At 72.5% G+C, this 16,291-nt stretch carries 15 protein-coding genes; 1 reads left to right on the forward strand and 14 read right to left on the reverse strand.

Features of this window, described 5'->3' with window-relative positions:
* Positions 1 to 37: 37 nt before the first annotated feature.
* The 7 genes from BDK92_RS11050 to BDK92_RS11080 form a co-directional block, all read right to left on the reverse strand.
* Positions 38 to 835 (reverse strand): class I SAM-dependent methyltransferase, encoded by a 798-nt coding sequence (locus tag BDK92_RS11050; RefSeq protein ID WP_121156625.1) that lies wholly within the window; start codon positions 833 to 835, stop codon positions 38 to 40.
* A gap of 116 nt (positions 836 to 951) precedes the next feature.
* A complete protein-coding gene (locus BDK92_RS11055) occupies positions 952 to 1,455 on the reverse strand; it encodes a DinB family protein (RefSeq protein ID WP_121156626.1) in 504 nt (167 codons plus the stop codon).
* 141 nt (positions 1,456 to 1,596) lie between these two features.
* Complete coding sequence (locus BDK92_RS11060; RefSeq protein WP_121156627.1) at positions 1,597 to 2,832, reverse strand: styrene monooxygenase/indole monooxygenase family protein; 1,236 nt, start codon at positions 2,830 to 2,832, stop codon at positions 1,597 to 1,599.
* A gap of 28 nt (positions 2,833 to 2,860) precedes the next feature.
* A complete protein-coding gene (locus tag BDK92_RS11065) occupies positions 2,861 to 3,517 on the reverse strand; it encodes a GTP-binding protein (protein WP_121156628.1) in 657 nt (218 codons plus the stop codon).
* On the reverse strand, positions 3,495 to 3,806 hold the full coding sequence (locus BDK92_RS11070; RefSeq protein WP_211349182.1) for a DUF742 domain-containing protein: 312 nt from the start codon (positions 3,804 to 3,806) through the stop codon (positions 3,495 to 3,497). Before BDK92_RS11070 ends, BDK92_RS11065 begins: the two co-directional genes overlap by 23 nt.
* A 138-nt stretch (positions 3,807 to 3,944) precedes the next feature.
* A complete protein-coding gene (locus tag BDK92_RS11075) occupies positions 3,945 to 4,412 on the reverse strand; it encodes a roadblock/LC7 domain-containing protein (protein ID WP_121156630.1) in 468 nt (155 codons plus the stop codon).
* Positions 4,393 to 5,883 (reverse strand): sensor histidine kinase, encoded by a 1,491-nt coding sequence (locus tag BDK92_RS11080; protein WP_147456959.1) that lies wholly within the window; start codon positions 5,881 to 5,883, stop codon positions 4,393 to 4,395. Before BDK92_RS11080 ends, BDK92_RS11075 begins: the two co-directional genes overlap by 20 nt.
* Positions 5,884 to 6,146: 263 nt before the next feature.
* Between BDK92_RS11080 and BDK92_RS11085 the strand changes: the two genes are divergently transcribed.
* On the forward strand, positions 6,147 to 6,908 hold the full coding sequence (locus BDK92_RS11085) for an SDR family NAD(P)-dependent oxidoreductase (protein WP_121156632.1): 762 nt from the start codon (positions 6,147 to 6,149) through the stop codon (positions 6,906 to 6,908).
* A gap of 108 nt (positions 6,909 to 7,016) precedes the next feature.
* Here BDK92_RS11085 and hpnH read toward each other — a convergent pair whose 3' ends face one another.
* Genes hpnH through hpnC form a run of 7 tightly spaced genes read right to left on the reverse strand, consistent with a single transcriptional unit; the run spans position 7,017 to position 16,130 of the window.
* The gene (gene hpnH / locus BDK92_RS11090; protein WP_121156633.1) at positions 7,017 to 8,024 is read right to left on the reverse strand and encodes an adenosyl-hopene transferase HpnH; all 1,008 of its coding nucleotides are present in this window, start codon (positions 8,022 to 8,024) and stop codon (positions 7,017 to 7,019) included.
* The gene (gene ispH / locus BDK92_RS11095) at positions 8,021 to 9,502 is read right to left on the reverse strand and encodes a 4-hydroxy-3-methylbut-2-enyl diphosphate reductase (protein ID WP_121161976.1); all 1,482 of its coding nucleotides are present in this window, start codon (positions 9,500 to 9,502) and stop codon (positions 8,021 to 8,023) included. The genes hpnH and ispH overlap by 4 nt, the downstream gene beginning before the upstream one ends.
* Before the next feature lie 53 nt (positions 9,503 to 9,555).
* Positions 9,556 to 11,751: a squalene--hopene cyclase gene (shc, locus tag BDK92_RS11100; protein WP_121156634.1), complete on the reverse strand. Its 2,196-nt coding sequence runs from the start codon at positions 11,749 to 11,751 to the stop codon at positions 9,556 to 9,558.
* Positions 11,751 to 12,800 carry a polyprenyl synthetase family protein gene (locus tag BDK92_RS11105; RefSeq protein WP_121156635.1) on the reverse strand — a complete coding sequence of 350 codons (1,050 nt, stop codon included), beginning with the start codon at positions 12,798 to 12,800 and terminating at the stop codon, positions 11,751 to 11,753. Before BDK92_RS11105 ends, shc begins: the two co-directional genes overlap by 1 nt.
* Complete coding sequence (gene hpnE, locus BDK92_RS11110) at positions 12,797 to 14,146, reverse strand: hydroxysqualene dehydroxylase HpnE (protein WP_121156636.1); 1,350 nt, start codon at positions 14,144 to 14,146, stop codon at positions 12,797 to 12,799. Before hpnE ends, BDK92_RS11105 begins: the two co-directional genes overlap by 4 nt.
* Complete coding sequence (locus BDK92_RS11115) at positions 14,143 to 15,039, reverse strand: squalene/phytoene synthase family protein (RefSeq protein WP_121156637.1); 897 nt, start codon at positions 15,037 to 15,039, stop codon at positions 14,143 to 14,145. The genes hpnE and BDK92_RS11115 overlap by 4 nt, the downstream gene beginning before the upstream one ends.
* Positions 15,036 to 16,130, reverse strand: a complete 1,095-nt coding sequence (gene hpnC / locus BDK92_RS11120; RefSeq protein ID WP_170208547.1) for a squalene synthase HpnC — start codon at positions 16,128 to 16,130, stop codon at positions 15,036 to 15,038. Before hpnC ends, BDK92_RS11115 begins: the two co-directional genes overlap by 4 nt.
* Positions 16,131 to 16,291: the final 161 nt, after the last annotated feature.

A 16,291-nucleotide genomic window follows, 5' to 3' on the forward strand; every position in this document is an offset into this window, starting at 1 on the left:
CGGCCACAGTAGATGGACAAACCGAGGGACCGCACCGTCATTTGCCGTCCCGAACTTCGTCGCTCCTTTCGTCGCGCATTCCGTCGCGCATTCCGTCGCGACGAAGCACCAGCAGGTCCAGCCGGTCCACCACCGGGGTGGCATCCGGGCCGGCGACCCGGGCCGCCGTACGCATCCGGTCCAGACCTGCCGCGTACGCCGCGTCGCTGATCAGTTGCAGCGGCGTGTGCGCCGCGCGGCGCAGGTTCGCCACGGCCTGCGCCAGGGAGGCCGCGCTCACCTGCGGGACCTGTTCGAGCGCGACGAACTCGAACCCGGCCGTCGTGAACGTGTCGCGGACCTGCTCCACACTCGGATAACCGTCCAGCACCCGGATCGCCTCGGGAAAGTAGCGGAACAGGGTGATCTGCTCGTGCCGGCCGGCGAACGCCGAACGGATCAGCACCGGAGCACCGGGGCGGAGGACCCGCCGCAGCTCCGCCGCCGCCGCGCCGAGGTCGGTCACGTGGTGGATCACGGTGGAGATCCAGGCGCCGTCGACGTACGCGTCCGGCAGGGGTAGGGCGGCGGCGTCACCGGCCAGCATGCCCGGAAAAACCGAGCGGGCCCGCATCTCGGCCGACGGCTCCACCGCGACCATTTCGATCCCGTACCAGTCGGTGAAGAGGCGGGCCCAGGTCCCGGTCCCCGCGCCGAGATCAAGCACGCGGGTCCCGGCACGGGGACGCAGGTGCCGGGCGACGGCCTCCCGCCAGTGCGCCGCCGCGTCCGGATCGAGTTGCCGATTGGCGGCAAACGCCTCGGCCTGCTCGGCCGCGTACTCCGTCATGCCCATCGCCGCTCCCCCACTCGCTACGGGTAGTCGCTGACCTCAGACAGGTTGCTGTCGGGTCGCGCGGGTAGATCGTTCGCACCGCTGCGTATCTTTCGCGGCGCCCAGGGTGCTCGCCGTCACCACACTCCGGTCGAGCCGTCGGTGAGTTCCCGCAGGATGTCGATGTGACCGGCGTGCCGGGCGGTCTCGTCGATCATGTGAACGTAGATCCAGCGCAGCGAGACCGCGCCCATCTGCTCATGGCTGCCGGTGTCGTCGAGGGCGTACCCGGCGGCGGTCTCCCGCGACCGGGCACACTCTCGGGAGTAGTCGTCGAGTAGTTCCGCCATGCTGGTGTGCTCCACCGACCAGCCACCGTCGGCGTCACCGGGCGGTGTGGGCCGACCGGCGAGATGATGCTGGAACCAGTTGCGTTCGACCACGGCCAGGTGGCGCAGCAGCCCGGCGAGGGTGGTCTCGGACGGGACGAGCCGACGCTTGGCGTCGGCGTCCGACACGTCGTGCAGCTTGGTCACGACGATCCGGCGGTAGAAGTCGAGAAAGGATTCCAGGACCTGGCGTTCGTCCGAGGTGACGACAAGTTCCGGTCCGAACGGCGGCGTGAGCGGCATCGTCTCCATACGCCACGTTAACCCCTCGCCCCGCGCCATGCCCGCCCGCGGCCACCTCGCCCACGCCGCGCCCGCACCCCGCCGCGCGGCGGCGGCGTTAGGAAGGGCCCCTTCCTATACAGAAAGCGATAACAAGGGGCCCTTCCTTCGTCAGGCGACGGAGGCGAGGTAGGCAGCGGTCTTCGCCGGGTCCATCAGCCAGTTGGCGTAGTCGGAGGGGTCGGAGAAGCCGTTGGCGAACCGGCGGGCAACCGTCTGATTGGCCACCGCGGTACCGAGGATCTGCTGTACGTGCTCGGGCAGCGGCGCCAGCATCGCGTTGGTCCAGTCGGTGACCGGTGCCCCGGACCGCTCCCAGAAGTCGGCGAAGGTCTGTTCCATCCACGCCCGGTCGAACGGCTGGTCACCGTGGCTGACGATCGCCGCGAGGTACGCGGCGGCGCACTTGGCGGCGGTGTTGCTGCCCTGCCCGGTGATCGGGTCGTTGGCGATGACCACGTCGGCCATGCCCAGGACGAGTCCACCCGACGGCAGCTCGGCCACGGGGTGCCGGACCGTCGGGGTGTACCGGCCGGAGAGGGTGGCGCGGGCGTCGGTGAGCTCGACCTCCGCGCAGCGGTCGTACACCCAGGGGGTGTAGCGACGGGCCAGCTCCAGGGTGAGCTTGAGCTGTTCGGCCGGGTCGAGCCGCTCCTGCCACAGGTCCAGCGGGCCGTCCGGGACCGCCTCCCAGAACAGGATGTCGCAGGGGCCGCTGCGGGTCAGGGCGGGGATCACGAACAACTCCCCCAACCCGGGTACGGCGTTGAAGCCGACGTTCGGCGCCGGGAACCGGGGGTCGGGCGCCAGCCCGTGCACGTACGAGACCGCCAGCCCGCGCTGCGGGGCGGTGTGTGGGGAACGGGCCGTGTCGCGGTCGAAGACGCCGACGAGTTCGCCCTTGCCGGCGGCGACCACGGTCAGGTCGTACCGGCCGATCCGGGTGAGCCCGTCCAGGTCGGCGGTGGTGACCCCCTGGTAGTGCAGGATGCCGCCGCGCTCTTCGAAGAGTTCCAGCCAGGCGGCCATCTTCACCCGTTGGTCGGTGCTCTGCGCCGGGTCGTCGAGCGGGGCGATGATGCTCAGGGCCCGTTGCCCCGGGGGCGCGGAGAGTGAGACGTGGAAGCCGGCGATCTGCGGCGCCTGGTCGTCCCAGAGGTTCAGCCCGTACGCCCGTTCGGTCTGCAACGCCTGGTGGAACATTGCCTGGGTGCTCATCACCCAGCCCTCGCGGATCTCCTCGGGGGTCCGCGCCGACATCAGCGTCACCTGGTAACCCTCGGCCAGCAGGCTGAGACCGAGTTGCAGGCCGGACTGTCCGGCACCGATGATCAGGATCTTCCGCATCGTCTTTCTCTCCCAGGGGTGGTAGGGGCTATCGGCCGGCGGCGGCCGGGGCGGGGCCGGCGGGGCGGGGACCGGCCACGGGTACGGCGGGCCGGTGGACAGGCCGTCGACCGCCGGTACGGCGCATGGTGTGTTCCACGACGGTGAGCAGTGCCCGCGCGACGGAACCGGTGTCCCGGGCATCGCAGCTGATCACCGGCACGTTCGGGTCCAGTGCGAGCGCGCGTCGTACGTCGGCGAGTTGGTGGGTGAGCCGGCCGTCGAAGAGGTTGACGCAGACCACGAACGGCAGGTTGCTGTCCTGTTCGAAGTAGTTGACCGCCGCGAACGACACGTCCAAGCGGCGGGTGTCGACCAGCACCAACGCGCCGACGGCGCCCCGGCACAGGTCGTCCCACATCGGCCAGAACCGGGCCTGTCCGGGCGTACCAAAGAGGTAGAGGACCAGGTCGTCGGCGACGGTCCGGCGGCCGAAGTCCATGGCGACGGTGGTGGTGGTCTTGTCGATGCCCGGGTCGAGCCGGTCGACCGGTTCGCTGGCGGCGGTCATCCAGGCTTCGGTGTTCACCGGTGGGATCTCCGAGATCGACCCGACGAAGGTGGTCTTTCCCACCCCGAATCCACCTGCGACGACGATCTTCGCCGAGGTGACGGGTGGCGGCTCAGGCGAGTTGTAGGAGGCCATCGCGGAGTCTTTCCAGAAGCCGGGAATCAAACGGGGAGGAGTAGGTCTCGGGGTGGATCTGCAACCGGTTGGTGGTGGCGAGGTCGTCGATGACCACCCGGGTCACGCCGAGCGGCATCCCGGAGTACGCGGAGAGTTCGGCGACCGAGGTGGTACGCCGGGCCCGGTCGTAGAGCGACCTCGTCTCCGGCGGCAGGCCGGCGGCGAACCGGGGGTCGTAGTACGGCACCGAGATCAGGGTGTGTACGAAGAGGCGCTGCCGGGTGCGCGTACGGCCGCCGGTAAGCACGTAGGGTCGCACCTTCCAATGTGCGGTAGCCACGGTGGCGATCGCTCCCTCGAGAGTGCGCGGTCGGGGTCTGGTTCGGGCGCGGGTACGGGCTGACCCGCTGTCGGCCCGCGTACGCGACGTCCGCTGCGGCGGTGGTCAGCCGACGCGCTGGCCGGCGGCGGTACGGCGCTGGAGGTCGCTGCGGACCTGCGGGCTGAGCAGATGGCCGACCGCGCCGACGAACTTCGTCATCTGGTAGGCGACCACCCGAAGGTCGCAGCCGCTGGTGGCGGCGACCGCGAGACCCGCCGAGTCGCCCACCCGCATGAAGAGCAGGTGTCCACGGGGCAGGCGGACGGTGAGGTATTCGGAGAGTCCCAGGTCGAGCAGGGCGGCGCTGCGGTCGGCCATGCTGATCAGGCCGGAGGTGAGCGCCGCCAACTGGTCGCCGAGGTCGCGGGAGACCATGTCCGAGGCGACGAGTTGCAGCCCGTCCAGGCTGACCAGCAGCGCGTGCGTCACCCCCGCCGTCTCGGTCGCGAACCGCCCGAGCAGCCACCCGAAATCCTGTGGGGCCTGGACTCCGGCCGGCGGGCGGGGCAGGTCACTGCGCGGGCTGGTCATCACGATGTCCTTCGTCGCTGGGGTGTGGTTGCTGCCCGTCGCGGGAACCGGCCGCGAACCCGTCACGGAAACCGGTGGCGAAGTCGAGCGTCTCGTCCGGCCAGGCGAGCTGGTCCGATCCGACCGTCGGGCCGGTCGGTGCCAGGGGCGGGGCGGGCAGGTCGCCGCGGAGGCTGGCCGGTTCCCGCCGGGGCAGGCCGTTCGGGCTCGACCCGGTTCCGGCCGGCGACGGTCCGCTGCCGTTGACCCGGGGCGCCGGGCCGTCGGCCGGCTGCCGCGACGGCTGATGCGGCGCCTGATGCGGCGCCTGGTGCGGCGGCTGGTGCGACGCGAATCCCGGCGGGGTGAACCGGGGCGGGGCGGACGGTGCCCGAACGGACGGGGGCTGGACGGCCGGTGCCGGGGCGGACGAGAGCTGGTCCGGACCGGGTCGGGCCGGCTGGACGGGCTGGGTCGGATTGGGTCGGACCGGCTGGCCGGACGAGGTCTGAGCGGGTCGGGCCGGCGGAGGCAGGGACGCGGGTCGGGGCAGCGGGGGTGCGGCGGGCCTGGCCGCTGCGGTCGGGGGCAGTGCCGCCACGGGCCGGACCGGTGGGGGCGGGGCGGGCGACAGGGCGTGCGGATTCGGGGCGTCGTGCGAGGAGGGGATCTCGCAGAGCAGCCCGGCGGGGAGCAGGGCGGTCGCCGTGGTGCCGCCACCCGGACGTGCGGTGAGCCGTACACCGATTCGGTGCGCGGCGGCGAGCCGCTGCACCACCAGCAACCCCAGCCGGTTCGCGCTCGCCGGGTTGACGGCGTGCGGTGCCGCACTGGCCAGCATGGCGTTGACGTCGGCGAGTTGCCCAGGGGTGAAGCCCAGGCCGGTGTCCTCCACCCGCAGCAGCACGCTGCCCGCCTCGGTCAGGTGGGCCGAGACGGTGACGGGCATGGACGGCGGGGAGAACCTGGTCGCGTTGTCGAGTACCTCGGTCAGCACCCGGATCACGTCGTCGGCGGCGAAGTCGACCACGGCGAGGTGGGCGATGACGCCGAGGCGTACCCGGGGGTAGTGCTCGATCGCCGACGTCGCCGCCCGGGCCACGTCGATCAGCGAGGTGATCTGACGTCCGGCGTCGTCGACCGGCCGACCGGCGAGCACCAGCAGGTTCTCGGCCTGCCGACGGATCCGGGTGTTGGCGTGGTCGATCCGGTAGAACTGGGCCAACCGGCCGGGGTCCTGTTCGTCCGCCTCGACCTCGGCGAGCTGCCCGCCGGTCTGGTACGCGGCGGCCAGGATGCGGAGTGCGAACTGCTCGCAGAGCGCCGGCCACGCCTGCGCCGCCGTGAACTGCGGTCCAGCCGGATCCCGATCGAGGGCGGACGTGGGTCGAACGGACTCGGCGCCGTCCGCCGGTGCGGCGTCGAAGATGTCGGCGGCGGTCGGGTCGAGCCACCGGGCGACCCGACGTCGCAGTCCACCCGGCCGGTTCATCGCAGGACCTTTGAGCAGCACATATCCTGTTCTTCCGGATCAGTGATGAACTCACATAGGGCACGGCATTTATTTATGCTTCGAGGTTTTTGTGCCATAGCTCGGTGTAGCTAATCAGCCCCACTCAGGAACGGCAATAGGGGCCGGCGCTCCACACGTGGTGCATACCCCTAGGGGCAGGACATCGATGATCGACGACGCCACCGGGATTAACTTTGTCCGGTCTGCCGGCCTCCGGGGCGCGCAGCGGCGACACTACCGGGATGGGAGTTCTCCGCATCAATGGCACAACAGCGCTGGTCACCGGTGGTTCGTCGGGCATCGGCGCGGCTGCGGCCCGGCAGTTGGCCGGCGCGGGCGCCCGCGTCTTCCTCGCCGGCCGCGACGCCGCCAAACTCACCGACCTGGCGGACCGGATCGGCGGCACGGCGGTGATCGGCGACCTCACCGAACCCGCCGGAGCCGCCGAACTGGCCGACCGGGTCCTGACCGAGGCGGGGCGGGTCGACGTACTCGTGAACAACGCCGGGCAGGGCTGGGCCGGCTCGTTCACCGGCATGGACGAGCCCGAGATCGCCCGGATGGTGGCGCTCAACCTGACCGCACCGCTCCTGCTCACCCGGGCCGTACTCCCGGACATGCTGGCGCGCGGACGCGGCCACCTCGGCTTCGTCGGCTCGATCGCCGGCCGGCTCGGGGTACGGGACGAAGCCGTCTACTCGGCGACCAAAGCGGGGCTGAGCGTCTTCGCCGACAGCCTGCGACACGAGACCGCCGGGCGCGGAATCGTGATCACCGAACTGGTGCCTGCGGTGGTGGACACCCCGTTCTTCGTACGCCGGGGTCGCCCCTACGACCGCCGCTCCCCTCGCCCGGTCTCGGCCGAACGGGCCTCCGCCGCGCTGCTCACCGCCATGTTCGCCGGCCGCCCCGAGGCGTACCTGCCGCGCTGGCTCTACCTTCCGGTGGCGATCCGCGCCACCCTCCCCCGCACCTACCGCCACCTCTCCCGCCACTGGGGCTAACCCCCTTCCCCCTCGATCTAGGGCGTATCCGCGCCGTAGGAGATCAACCGACGCGGATTTGCCCTAGATCGACGAGGTGGGTGGGCGGGCGGGCGGGTGGCCGGGGGGTTAGCTGGTGGAGCGGAGGGCGCGGATGGACTGGGTGAGGGAGTTCATGGTGGCCAGGACGGCGGTGGGCTCGTAGCCGCAGTGGGCCATGCAGTTGGCGCAGCGGGAGTCCTTGCCCCGGCCGTAGCTCGACCAGTCGGTGGTCTCGATCAACTCCTTGTACGTCTTGGTGTAACCGTCGTTCATCAGGTAGCAGGGGCGCTGCCAGCCGAAGAGCGAATACGACGGGATCGCCCAGGCGGTGCACGGGAAGTCGATCTTGCCCTCCAGGAAGTCCAGGAAGAGCGGCGAGTGGTTGAGCCGCCACTTGCGCCGCCGCCCGTCCGCGAACGCCTTGCGGAACATCGACCGGGTCTCCGTCACCCCGAGGAAGTGCTCCTGGTCCGGCGCCTTGTCATAGGCGTACGCCGGGGAGAGCATCATCTGGTCGACGGCGAGTTCGTCGTTGAGGTAGTCGAGCACCTCGATCACCGTCTGCGGCGTGTCGGTGGAGAAGAACGTGGTGTTGCTGGTGACCCGGAAGCCACGCCGCTTGGCCTCCCTGATCGCCTCCACCGCCTGGTCGAAGACGCCGTCCTTGCAGACCGAGGCGTCGTGCCGTTCCTTCAGGCCGTCGATGTGCACCGCCCACGAGAAGTACGGCGAGGGCCGGAACTTGTCCAGCTTCTTGGTCATCAGCGCCGCGTTGGTGCAGAGGATGACGTACTTGCGGCGCTTGACCAACTCGTTGACGATCACGTCGATCTGCGGATGCATGAGCGGCTCACCACCGGCGATGGAGACCATCGGCGCCCCTGACTCCAACACCGCGCCGACCGCCTGCTCCACCGGCATCCGCCGCTTCAGCACGTCGGCCGGATGCTGGATCTTCCCGCAGCCGGCGCAGGCGAGGTTGCAGGCGAAGAGCGGCTCCAATTCCACCAGCAGCGGGAAGTACTTCTTGCGGCGCAGCTTCTGCCCGATCAGATAGCGGCCGACCCGGATGCTCTGACGCAACGGCATACTCATCGCGGACGTTTCTCCTTTGGCAGGGTGAAATGCACTTCCTCCGTGCTGGTCGTACGTTCCCGTACGGCCCGCGCGCCGAGCCCGACGAGCGCCGCCACGGTCTGGTCGACCAGGTGCGGCGGAGCCGACGCACCCGCGGTGACACCGACCGTGCGGATACCGGCGAGCCAGCGCAGGTCCACCGCGCCGACGTCGTCGACCAGGTGGGCCGGGGTACCGGCGCGCCTCGCCACCTCCACCAAACGCAACGAGTTGGAGGAGTTCGAGGATCCGAGGACCAGCACCAGATCCGCCTCGGCGGCGATCGCCCGGAGCGCGACCTGGCGGTTGGTGGTGGCGTAGCAGATGTCGTCCGAGGAGGGGCCGGTCAGGGCCGGGAAGCGGCGGCGCAACACGTCCAGCACCCCGCTCACCTCGTCGACCGCGAGCGTGGTCTGGACCAGGTAGGAGACCCGGTCGGGGTCGGCGACCTCGACCCGCTCCGCCTCCCCGGGGCTCTGCACCAGGGTCACCCGTCCCGGCACCTCACCGAGCGTGCCCTCGGTCTCCTCGTGCCCGGCGTGACCGATCAACAGCACGGTACGGCCCTGTCCGGCGTACCGGCGGGCCTCGTTGTGCACCTTTGTCACCAGCGGGCAGGTCGCGTCGATCACCGGCAGCCCTCGGTCGGCGGCGGTCCGGCGTACCTCGGCGGAGACGCCGTGGGCCGAGAAGACGGTGACGGCGCCGTCGGGCACCTCGGTCAACTCGTCCACGAAGACCGCGCCGCGCCGGCTCAGGTCGTCGATGACGTGGGTGTTGTGCACGATCTGCTTGCGTACGTACACCGGTGGGCCGTGCCGGTCCAGGGCCTGCTCCACCACGGTGATCGCCCGTTCCACCCCGGCGCAGAACGAGCGGGGTGCGGCCAGCACGACCTGTTCGAGGCTGGTCGCCCCGGCCCACTCCGCCAGACCCGGGCCGACCCGGGTCAGCGCCCGCAGCGCGGTCGCCACCCGCCCCAGGGTGGCGGCCCGGAACAGCGGCTCCGGTGCCACGTCGGCGATCACCCGTACGCAGGCGGTGGGGCGGTCCGGCGGACCGGCGAGCAGCGCGGAGGACTCGGTGTCCACGGCGAGCGCGCCGGTGGCGGCGAGTCGGTCCCGGTCCGCGCCGTCGACCAGCCGGTCGCTGCTCACCACCGGGCCGAGGTGGACGGTCAGCCCCTGCCGGCGCAGTGTCGCGGCGAGCATCGGCGCCGAGGGGCAGGGCAGTCGCTCGTCGCCGGTCCGGCCGTCCCGGCGTACCTCGGTGGCGACCACGACGTCGCCAGGGCGCAGTGCCGGGTCGAGACCGCCGGCGATGCCGGCCACCGCGAGCGCCGAGGTGCCGCCGTAGCCGGCGGCGGCGCGGGTGGCCCGGGACAACCCGCGACCGGTACGCCGCAGCGGCGCGCCGGCCGGCAGGGCACGACGCAGCGCGCGGGCCTCCATCCGCATCGGCGCGAAGAGCACCCAGTCGCCGGACAGGTCGGTGCGTTCGCCGAGTCCGGTCACCCGCGCCCCCCGCTGATCGCGCCCACGTCGGCGTTGGCCCCGACGGTGGCGCCGTCCCGGCCGGTGGCGCCGTTCCGGGCCGCCGAAGGGTGAGCGGCCCCGACCCCGACGCTCTCCCCGGTGGCGGAAGCGGCGAGGATGCGGCCGAGGGCGCTGACCGGGAAAACGAGCCGGTACAGGTGGTAGTTGATGTAGAAGTCGCCCGGGAAGCCGGTGCCGGTGTACTGCGGCTCGTCCCAGGTGCCGTCGGGGCGCTGGGTCGCCACCAGCCAGTCGATGCCGCGCCGGGCCGGCTCGCTGTCGCCGTGGCCGGTGGCGTGCAGGGCCAGCAGCGCCCAGGCGGTCTGCGACGCCGTCGAGGTGCCCCGGCCCCGCCAGGACCGGTCTCGGTAGGACCGCATGTCCTCGCCCCAGCCGCCGTCCGGGTTCTGCGCCCGGTGCAACCAGCCGACCGCGCGTACCAGCACCGGGTCGTCGACCGGGAGGCCCGCCGCGACCAGCGCGGGCACCACCGCACCGGTGCCGTAGACGTGGTTGGCGCCCCAGCGGCCGAACCAGGAGCCGTCGCGTTCCTGAGCCCGCAGCAACCAGGCCACCCCGCGCCGGACCGCCGCCGAGTCGGACGGCCCACGGGCGCAGAGCGCCTCGACCACGTGCGCGGTCACGTCCGCGCTGGGCGGGTCGATCACCTCACCGAAGTCGCAGAACGGCAGCTCGCGGGCGACGGTACGGGTGTTGTCGGCGTCGAACGCACCCCAGCCGCCGTCACGCGACTGCATGCCGCGCAGCCACTGCTCGCCCCGGTCCAGCGCCGCTGGCGTACGCGGGTCGTTGCCGCCGCGCCGCAACGCCATCAGCACCTCGGCGGTGTCGTCGGTGTCCGGGTAGCCGTCGTTGTCGAACTCGAACGCCCAGCCGCTCGGCGGCAGGTCGGGCCGGCGTACCTGCCAGTCCCCACCGACCCGGATCTCCTCGTCGAGCAGCCAGCTCTGCGCGCGTACCAGGGCTCGGTGGTCGGCGGGAAGGCCGGCGTCGGCGAGCGCGATCACCGCGAGCGCGGTGTCCCAGACCGGCGACTGGCACGCCTCCAACCGGCGCAGTTCCCCCTCCGGGCTGGCCTCCCGCACGGTGAAGCGGTCCAGGCCGGCGAGCCCGGTCCGGAGCACCGGGTGGTCGAGCGGGTAACCCAGCAGGTGGAGTGCGATCAGCGAGTAGACCCACGGCGGTTGGATCCCACCCCAGGAGCCGTCCGCCTCCTGCCGCGCCACGATCCACTCGGCGGCGCGGCGCAACGCGTTGCGGCGTACGGACCGCAGTGGCCGCCGCTCGTAGCCGCGCAGCGCCCCGTCCAGCCGCTGGAACCAGCCGGTACGGCTGCGCAGCGACGTCGACGGCGGCGTCGGGCGTACGCCGGTCCGGAGTTCGTCCAGGGCGAAGCCGAGCGGGCGGACCGGACGCAGCGCCCGCACGATCGACAACGGCACGATGGTCTGCCGGGCCCAGCAGGCGAAGTCGTAGATGTTCAGCGGCACCCAGGACGGGAGGAGGACCACCTCCGGTGGTACGGCGGGGATCCGGTCCCAGGGCCACTCGCCGAACAGGGCCAGCCAGATCCGGGTGAAGACCCGACTCAGTTCGATCCCACCGTGGGCGAGGACGAACTCGCGGGCGGTACGGAGGTGTTCGGCGTCGACCGGGTCGCCGGCGAGCCGCAGCGCGGCGTACGCCTCGATGGTGGTGGAGAGGTCGCCGGGGCCGTCGTGGAAGTTGGCCCAGCTCCCGTCCGCCTGCTGCTGGCTGCGGATCCACCGGGCGGTGGCCTCGGTCTCCTCGGCGGTACGGATGCCGAGGAACTGCCGCATCAGCAGGTCCTCGGCCTCCATCGTCACATTGGTGGCCAGCTCCCCCTGCCACCAGCCGCCGGGATGCTGCGCGGCGAGCAGGTGGTCGCGGGCCCGGCCCAGGGCGTCGACCGCCCGCCGCTGCCGGTCGTCGACGGCGGCACCGGCCGGCGGGTCGAGCGTGGCACCGGCGGACTCGATCCCGGGCACCACGGCGGCGTCGACCGCCTCCGCGACCGCCAGGTCGACCGCCTGCGCGACGTCGAGTTCGACCACGCCGTCGGCGTTCGGGGTGGCGATCGCCTCGTCGACCGGACCGGTCCCCGGGCCGACGTCGGGTTCGGCGCCCATCAGTGGTCCCGGCCGGTCATGAACCGGGCGATCTCCACCAGCTCCCGGTGCACCTCGGCCAGGGCGTTCGCCTCCGGCCCGTCGCTCGCGCCGACTTCGGTGAGCCGGTCGAGCTCGGCGAGGGCCTCGGTGAGCAGCCGGTCGGCCTCCTTCTCGGTCCAGTCCCGGGCACCGGTCTCCTCGATCAGGTCGGCGGCCAGGGCGAGGTCGGCGGTGGAGAGCTCGCCCGGGGTGGCGTACAGCTCCTGGAGCTGCTCACTGGCTGTTCCGCCGGCGGTGAGGGCGCGGACCACCGGCACCGACTTCTTCCGGGCGACCAGGTCGGCCAGGACCGGTTTGCCGGTGACCGCCGGCTCGCCCCAGATGCCGAGCAGGTCGTCGACGAGTTGGAAGGCGAGGCCGAGGCGGTCGCCGTAGAGGGCCAGGCCGAGGGTGAGGGCCGGCGGGCCGCCGCAGACCACCGCGCCGAGGGTCGCGGAACAGGAGAGCAGCGCCGCGGTCTTGTCCCGGGCCATGGTCAGGCACTCGTCCAGGGTCACCGTCACCCGGTGTTCGAACGCGACGTCGGCGGCCTGGCCGGCGATCAACCGCCGGACCGCGGCGTTCAGGTAGCGCAGCCCCCAGGTGCCGCCGTGTCCCGGCATCGCCGAGAGCACGTCCCCGGCGAGGCTGAGCATCGCGTCGCCGGCCAGGATCGCCGGGCCGATGCCGAACGCGGCCCAGGCGGTCGGCCGGTGTCGCCGCTCCGCGTCCCCGTCGATGACGTCGTCGTGCAGCAGGGAGAAGTTGTGCACCAGTTCCACCGCCACCGCACCGGGCAGGGCGTCCTCCGCGGTCTTGCCGGCGGCCCGGGCGGAGAGCAGCACCAGGGCCGGTCGCAGCCCTTTGCCACCGCCCCGGGTGGTCGGTTGGCCGTCGGCGTCCCAGTAGCCGAGCTGGTAGCCGGCGGTGAGCCGGGTGCGTTCGTCGATCCGGTCGAGCGCCGCCCGGATCTCGGGCTGCACGAGTGTGTCCACCTCGGCCAGGAAGCCAGGCAAGGTCATGGTCATGTCGGCGCCTCCGTCGTACTCGATCTCGACCCGAGATGGGCGAGCACGACGTCGGCGGCCTGCCGGCCGCTGCGTACCGCGCCCTCCATCGTGTCCGGCCATCCGGTGTCGGTCCACGCCCCGGCCAGCGCCAATCCGGGCAGCCGGGTTCCCGCCGCGGGCCGGTCCCGGCGGGTGCCGGGCCCCTGCCGGAAGGTCGCCCGTGGTTCCCGCGTCACGAACACGTCCCGTACCGGGGTACGCCGGGCCGCGGGAAAGAGGTCGGCCAGCGCGTCGAGCTGGGCCCGGCCGAGTCGTCCGGCCGGTGTCCGCAGCAGCGGTTCCGCCGCCGAGATCGAGGTGACCAGGTACTGGCCGGTGCTGCCGGGCGGGGTCCGGTCGAAGACCCACTGCACCGGGTTGTCCAGCGCGGCGGCGAACTCCAGGTCGGTCACCCGCCGCTGGTAGCGGACGTGCACGTTGATGATCGGCGCCGCACCGAGCCCGGCCCAGCGTTCGCGGTCGGGTGCTGCCTGTGCCGGGACCAGTCGGGCCGCCTGCGGGTGCGGTACGGCCAGCACGACCGCGTCGGCGGTGAGCCGTACCCGGTCGGCGGTGATCTGGAACTGACCCTGGTCCGGGACGATCTCACGCACCTTGACCCCGGTGTGGACGGTGCCGCCGCGTTCGCGCAGCAGCGCCCCGGCCGGCTCGCCGTGCAGTTCGGACAGGGGCACGGTGGGGCGGCCGATGTCGCCGGCGTCGGCCCGGTCGAGCAGGCCGGTCCGGAACACCCGCGCGGCGAGCGCGAGCGACGCCCGGTGCGGCGGCGCGTTCAGCGCCGCGACGCAGATCAGCTCCCACAGCCGGCGTACGGTCGGTGCGTCCTGCCCGTGTCGGGTCAGCCAGTCACCGAAGCTGATCTCGTCGTTGGCCGGGTCGTCCGGGTCGACGCCGCGCAGCGCGGCGGCACCCCGGATCGCGGCGATCCGTTGCCCGACCCGGAGCGGCCGGTAGTTGATCAGGGCTGGGAGCAGGTGCGCCGGGGCCGGCAGCCGCCGGGTACGGGTGAGCAGGTGCGGCGGTACGCCGACCCGCAGGATCGGCACCGCGAACACGTCCTGCAGGTGTGCTCCGCCGCTGGTGCCGAGCTGGTCGAGCAGTTGCCGGTACTCCCGGTAGCAGCGGAGGAAGACGTGCTGGCCGGTGTCGACGACGAGATCGCCCCGGCGGAAGGAGTAGGTGGCGCCGCCGAGTTCCGGCCGCGCCTCCAGCAGGGTGACCCGGGCCCCGGCGTCGACCAGCCGCAACGCGGCCGCGATGCCGGCCAGGCCGCCTCCGACGACACAGACCTGTTCTCCGTTCACGCGCTGCTCCGGGTCATCGCCCGCGCCGCCACGTACGCCTTCTGCCAGCCCGGCAGGGAGACCCGCCGCCGGGTGACGGCCTGCGGGTCGGCCACGATCCGGGCCAGCAGCCGGTGGTAGATGCCGGCCATCGCGGCGACGCAGGCGGCGCTGCGCCGGTCCAGCAGCGGCAGCAGCCGCAGTCCGGTGCGGTAGTAGCGCTCGGCCCGCTGGGCCTGCCAGCGGACGAGTTCGGCGAGCCGCTCGGGCGGGTCGGCGAGCCCGCCGTCGATGCCCGGGGTGAGGGTGCAGCCGAATCGTTCCAGGTCGACCCGGGGAAGGTAGACCCGGCCGTCCCGCCGGTCCTCGACGATGTCCCGGAGGATGTTGGTCAACTGCAGGGCGATGCCGAGCGTGTCGGCGAGTTCGCTGGCGACCGCACGCGGCACGGTCGGCCGGACGTCGAAGACGCCGAGCGAGAGCCGGCCGATCGACCCGGCCACCTGCCGGCAGTAGCCGACCAGGTCGTCGAAGGTGTCGTACCGGGTGCCGCGGACGTCGGCGAGGCAGCCGTCGACCAGTTCACCCAGGGCGTCGATCGGAATCGGCAGTCGACCGCCGGCGTCGGCGAGGGCGAGCAGCACCGGGTCGCCGCCGGCCTCCGGGAGTTGACGCAACGCGGCCCGGACCTGGTCCAGTCGGGCCAGTTTGGCGGCCGGGGGCAGGTCGCCGTCGCCGATGTCGTCGATCCGGCGGGCGACCGCGTAGACGGCGCAGAGCGCGCCGCGCCGCTCGGGCCGGAGCAGCCGGATGCCGTACGAGAAGTTCCGCGCCTCGGCGCGGGTGATCCGCTCGCACTCCCGGTAGGCCAGGTCGAGTTCGGAGGGGACCGTCGAGCGGCCCGCGGCGCTCATCCGGGCCTCGCGATCAGGGTCTTGAGCCACTGCCCGGCGGTGCCGGCGCGGGTCGGCCGGGGCACCCGGGCTAGCGGGTCGTGGTCGGAGCGGGAGAGCGCGGCGAGCGCGGCCCGGCCACCGGCGAGGTAACCGGCGACCGCCAGTCGAGCCCAGCCGTGCAACGTACCGACCAGTGGGGCGCCCGCGTCGAGTGCGGCGCGGGCCCGTTCCGCCTGCACCCGGATCACCGCGCGCAGCGCCGGGGAGGCGTACGGCGCGGCGAGGTCGGCCGGGGTGACGCCGTGTCGGGCCAGGTCGTCCTGGGGCAGGTAGATCCGGCCCCGGCCGTAGTCCTCGGCCACGTCCTGGAGGTGTTCGATCACCTGGAGGGCGGTGCAGATGTGGTTGGACTGGGCGATCCGCCGGGCCGACTGGGCGTCGAAGATGTGCAGCACCAGTTCGCCGACCGGGTCGGCGGAGAGGTGGCAGTAGTCGACCAGGTCGGCGTACGTGTCGTAGCGGTGGACGACCTGGTCGCGTTGGTTGGCGGCGATCAGGCGGCAGAGTGGTTCGAGCGGCAGCCGCCGGTCGGCCACGGTCGGGGCGAGTCCGACCAGGACCGGGTGGGTGGGCGGGACACCGTCGTACATGGCCCGTAGTTCGTCCTCGAACCGGCGCAGCGTCGCCGACCGGGTCGCCGCGTCGTCGTACGGGCCCGGTCCGCCGGGTTCACCGCCGGGGTCGCGGGCGGGTTCGCTGGCCGGGTCCCGCGCCGGTTCGCTGAACGGGTCGAGCGCGGGTCGGCTGGACGGGTCGACCGGTGGCCGGGCGGGCGGGTCGGTGGCGGGCTCACTGAACGGGTCGAGGGCGGGTTCGCTGTTCGGCTGCTGGGCCGGTTCGTCGCCCAGGTCGTCGACGTAGCGGGCGTACGTGTAGAGCGTCAGCAGGTGACGGCGGATGGTTCCGGGCAGGATCCGGAGCGCGACCGGGAAGTTCTCGCCGGAGAGCGCGGTCTGCGGGATCCGCCGCTGCGCGGCCGGGTCCCCGGACGGTTGGGCGGCTGGATCTCCGGGCGACTGGCTGGAGACGTTGCCGGTCAATTCGAGCACATGCAGCCTCTCGCGCAGAGTCCACCTGTCGACGCGAGCCGGCCGGACCGCCGCACCAGATGTCAGTAACCCATCACTCGCGCTAAGTAGTCGTGACTGAGCGTACCCAACTTCACCCGCCTGGACGGTGAGGCCGGCGAAGTCTGTTTCAGGTTCCGCCC

Origin of the sequence: Micromonospora pisi, from assembly GCF_003633685.1 — a bacterium.
Lineage (GTDB): Bacteria > Actinomycetota > Actinomycetes > Mycobacteriales > Micromonosporaceae > Micromonospora_G > Micromonospora_G pisi.

What these genes read in the sequence shown, in the direction of transcription:
- hpnH (WP_121156633.1), bottom strand. Translation starts at nt 8,024, where the DNA reads ATGAGTATGCCGTTGCGTCAGAGCATCCGGGTCGGCCGCTATCTGATC.
- BDK92_RS11080 (WP_147456959.1), bottom strand. Translation starts at nt 5,883, where the DNA reads ATGAACCGGCCGGGTGGACTGCGACGTCGGGTCGCCCGGTGGCTCGAC.
- BDK92_RS11085 (WP_121156632.1), top strand. Translation starts at nt 6,147, where the DNA reads ATGGGAGTTCTCCGCATCAATGGCACAACAGCGCTGGTCACCGGTGGT.
- BDK92_RS11050 (WP_121156625.1), bottom strand. Translation starts at nt 835, where the DNA reads ATGGGCATGACGGAGTACGCGGCCGAGCAGGCCGAGGCGTTTGCCGCC.
- BDK92_RS11115 (WP_121156637.1), bottom strand. Translation starts at nt 15,039, where the DNA reads ATGAGCGCCGCGGGCCGCTCGACGGTCCCCTCCGAACTCGACCTGGCC.
- BDK92_RS11075 (WP_121156630.1), bottom strand. Translation starts at nt 4,412, where the DNA reads ATGACCAGCCCGCGCAGTGACCTGCCCCGCCCGCCGGCCGGAGTCCAG.
- BDK92_RS11055 (WP_121156626.1), bottom strand. Translation starts at nt 1,455, where the DNA reads ATGGAGACGATGCCGCTCACGCCGCCGTTCGGACCGGAACTTGTCGTC.
- ispH (WP_121161976.1), bottom strand. Translation starts at nt 9,502, where the DNA reads ATGCGGATGGAGGCCCGCGCGCTGCGTCGTGCCCTGCCGGCCGGCGCG.
- BDK92_RS11105 (WP_121156635.1), bottom strand. Translation starts at nt 12,800, where the DNA reads ATGACCATGACCTTGCCTGGCTTCCTGGCCGAGGTGGACACACTCGTG.
- BDK92_RS11065 (WP_121156628.1), bottom strand. Translation starts at nt 3,517, where the DNA reads ATGGCCTCCTACAACTCGCCTGAGCCGCCACCCGTCACCTCGGCGAAG.
- shc (WP_121156634.1), bottom strand. Translation starts at nt 11,751, where the DNA reads ATGGGCGCCGAACCCGACGTCGGCCCGGGGACCGGTCCGGTCGACGAG.
- BDK92_RS11060 (WP_121156627.1), bottom strand. Translation starts at nt 2,832, where the DNA reads ATGCGGAAGATCCTGATCATCGGTGCCGGACAGTCCGGCCTGCAACTC.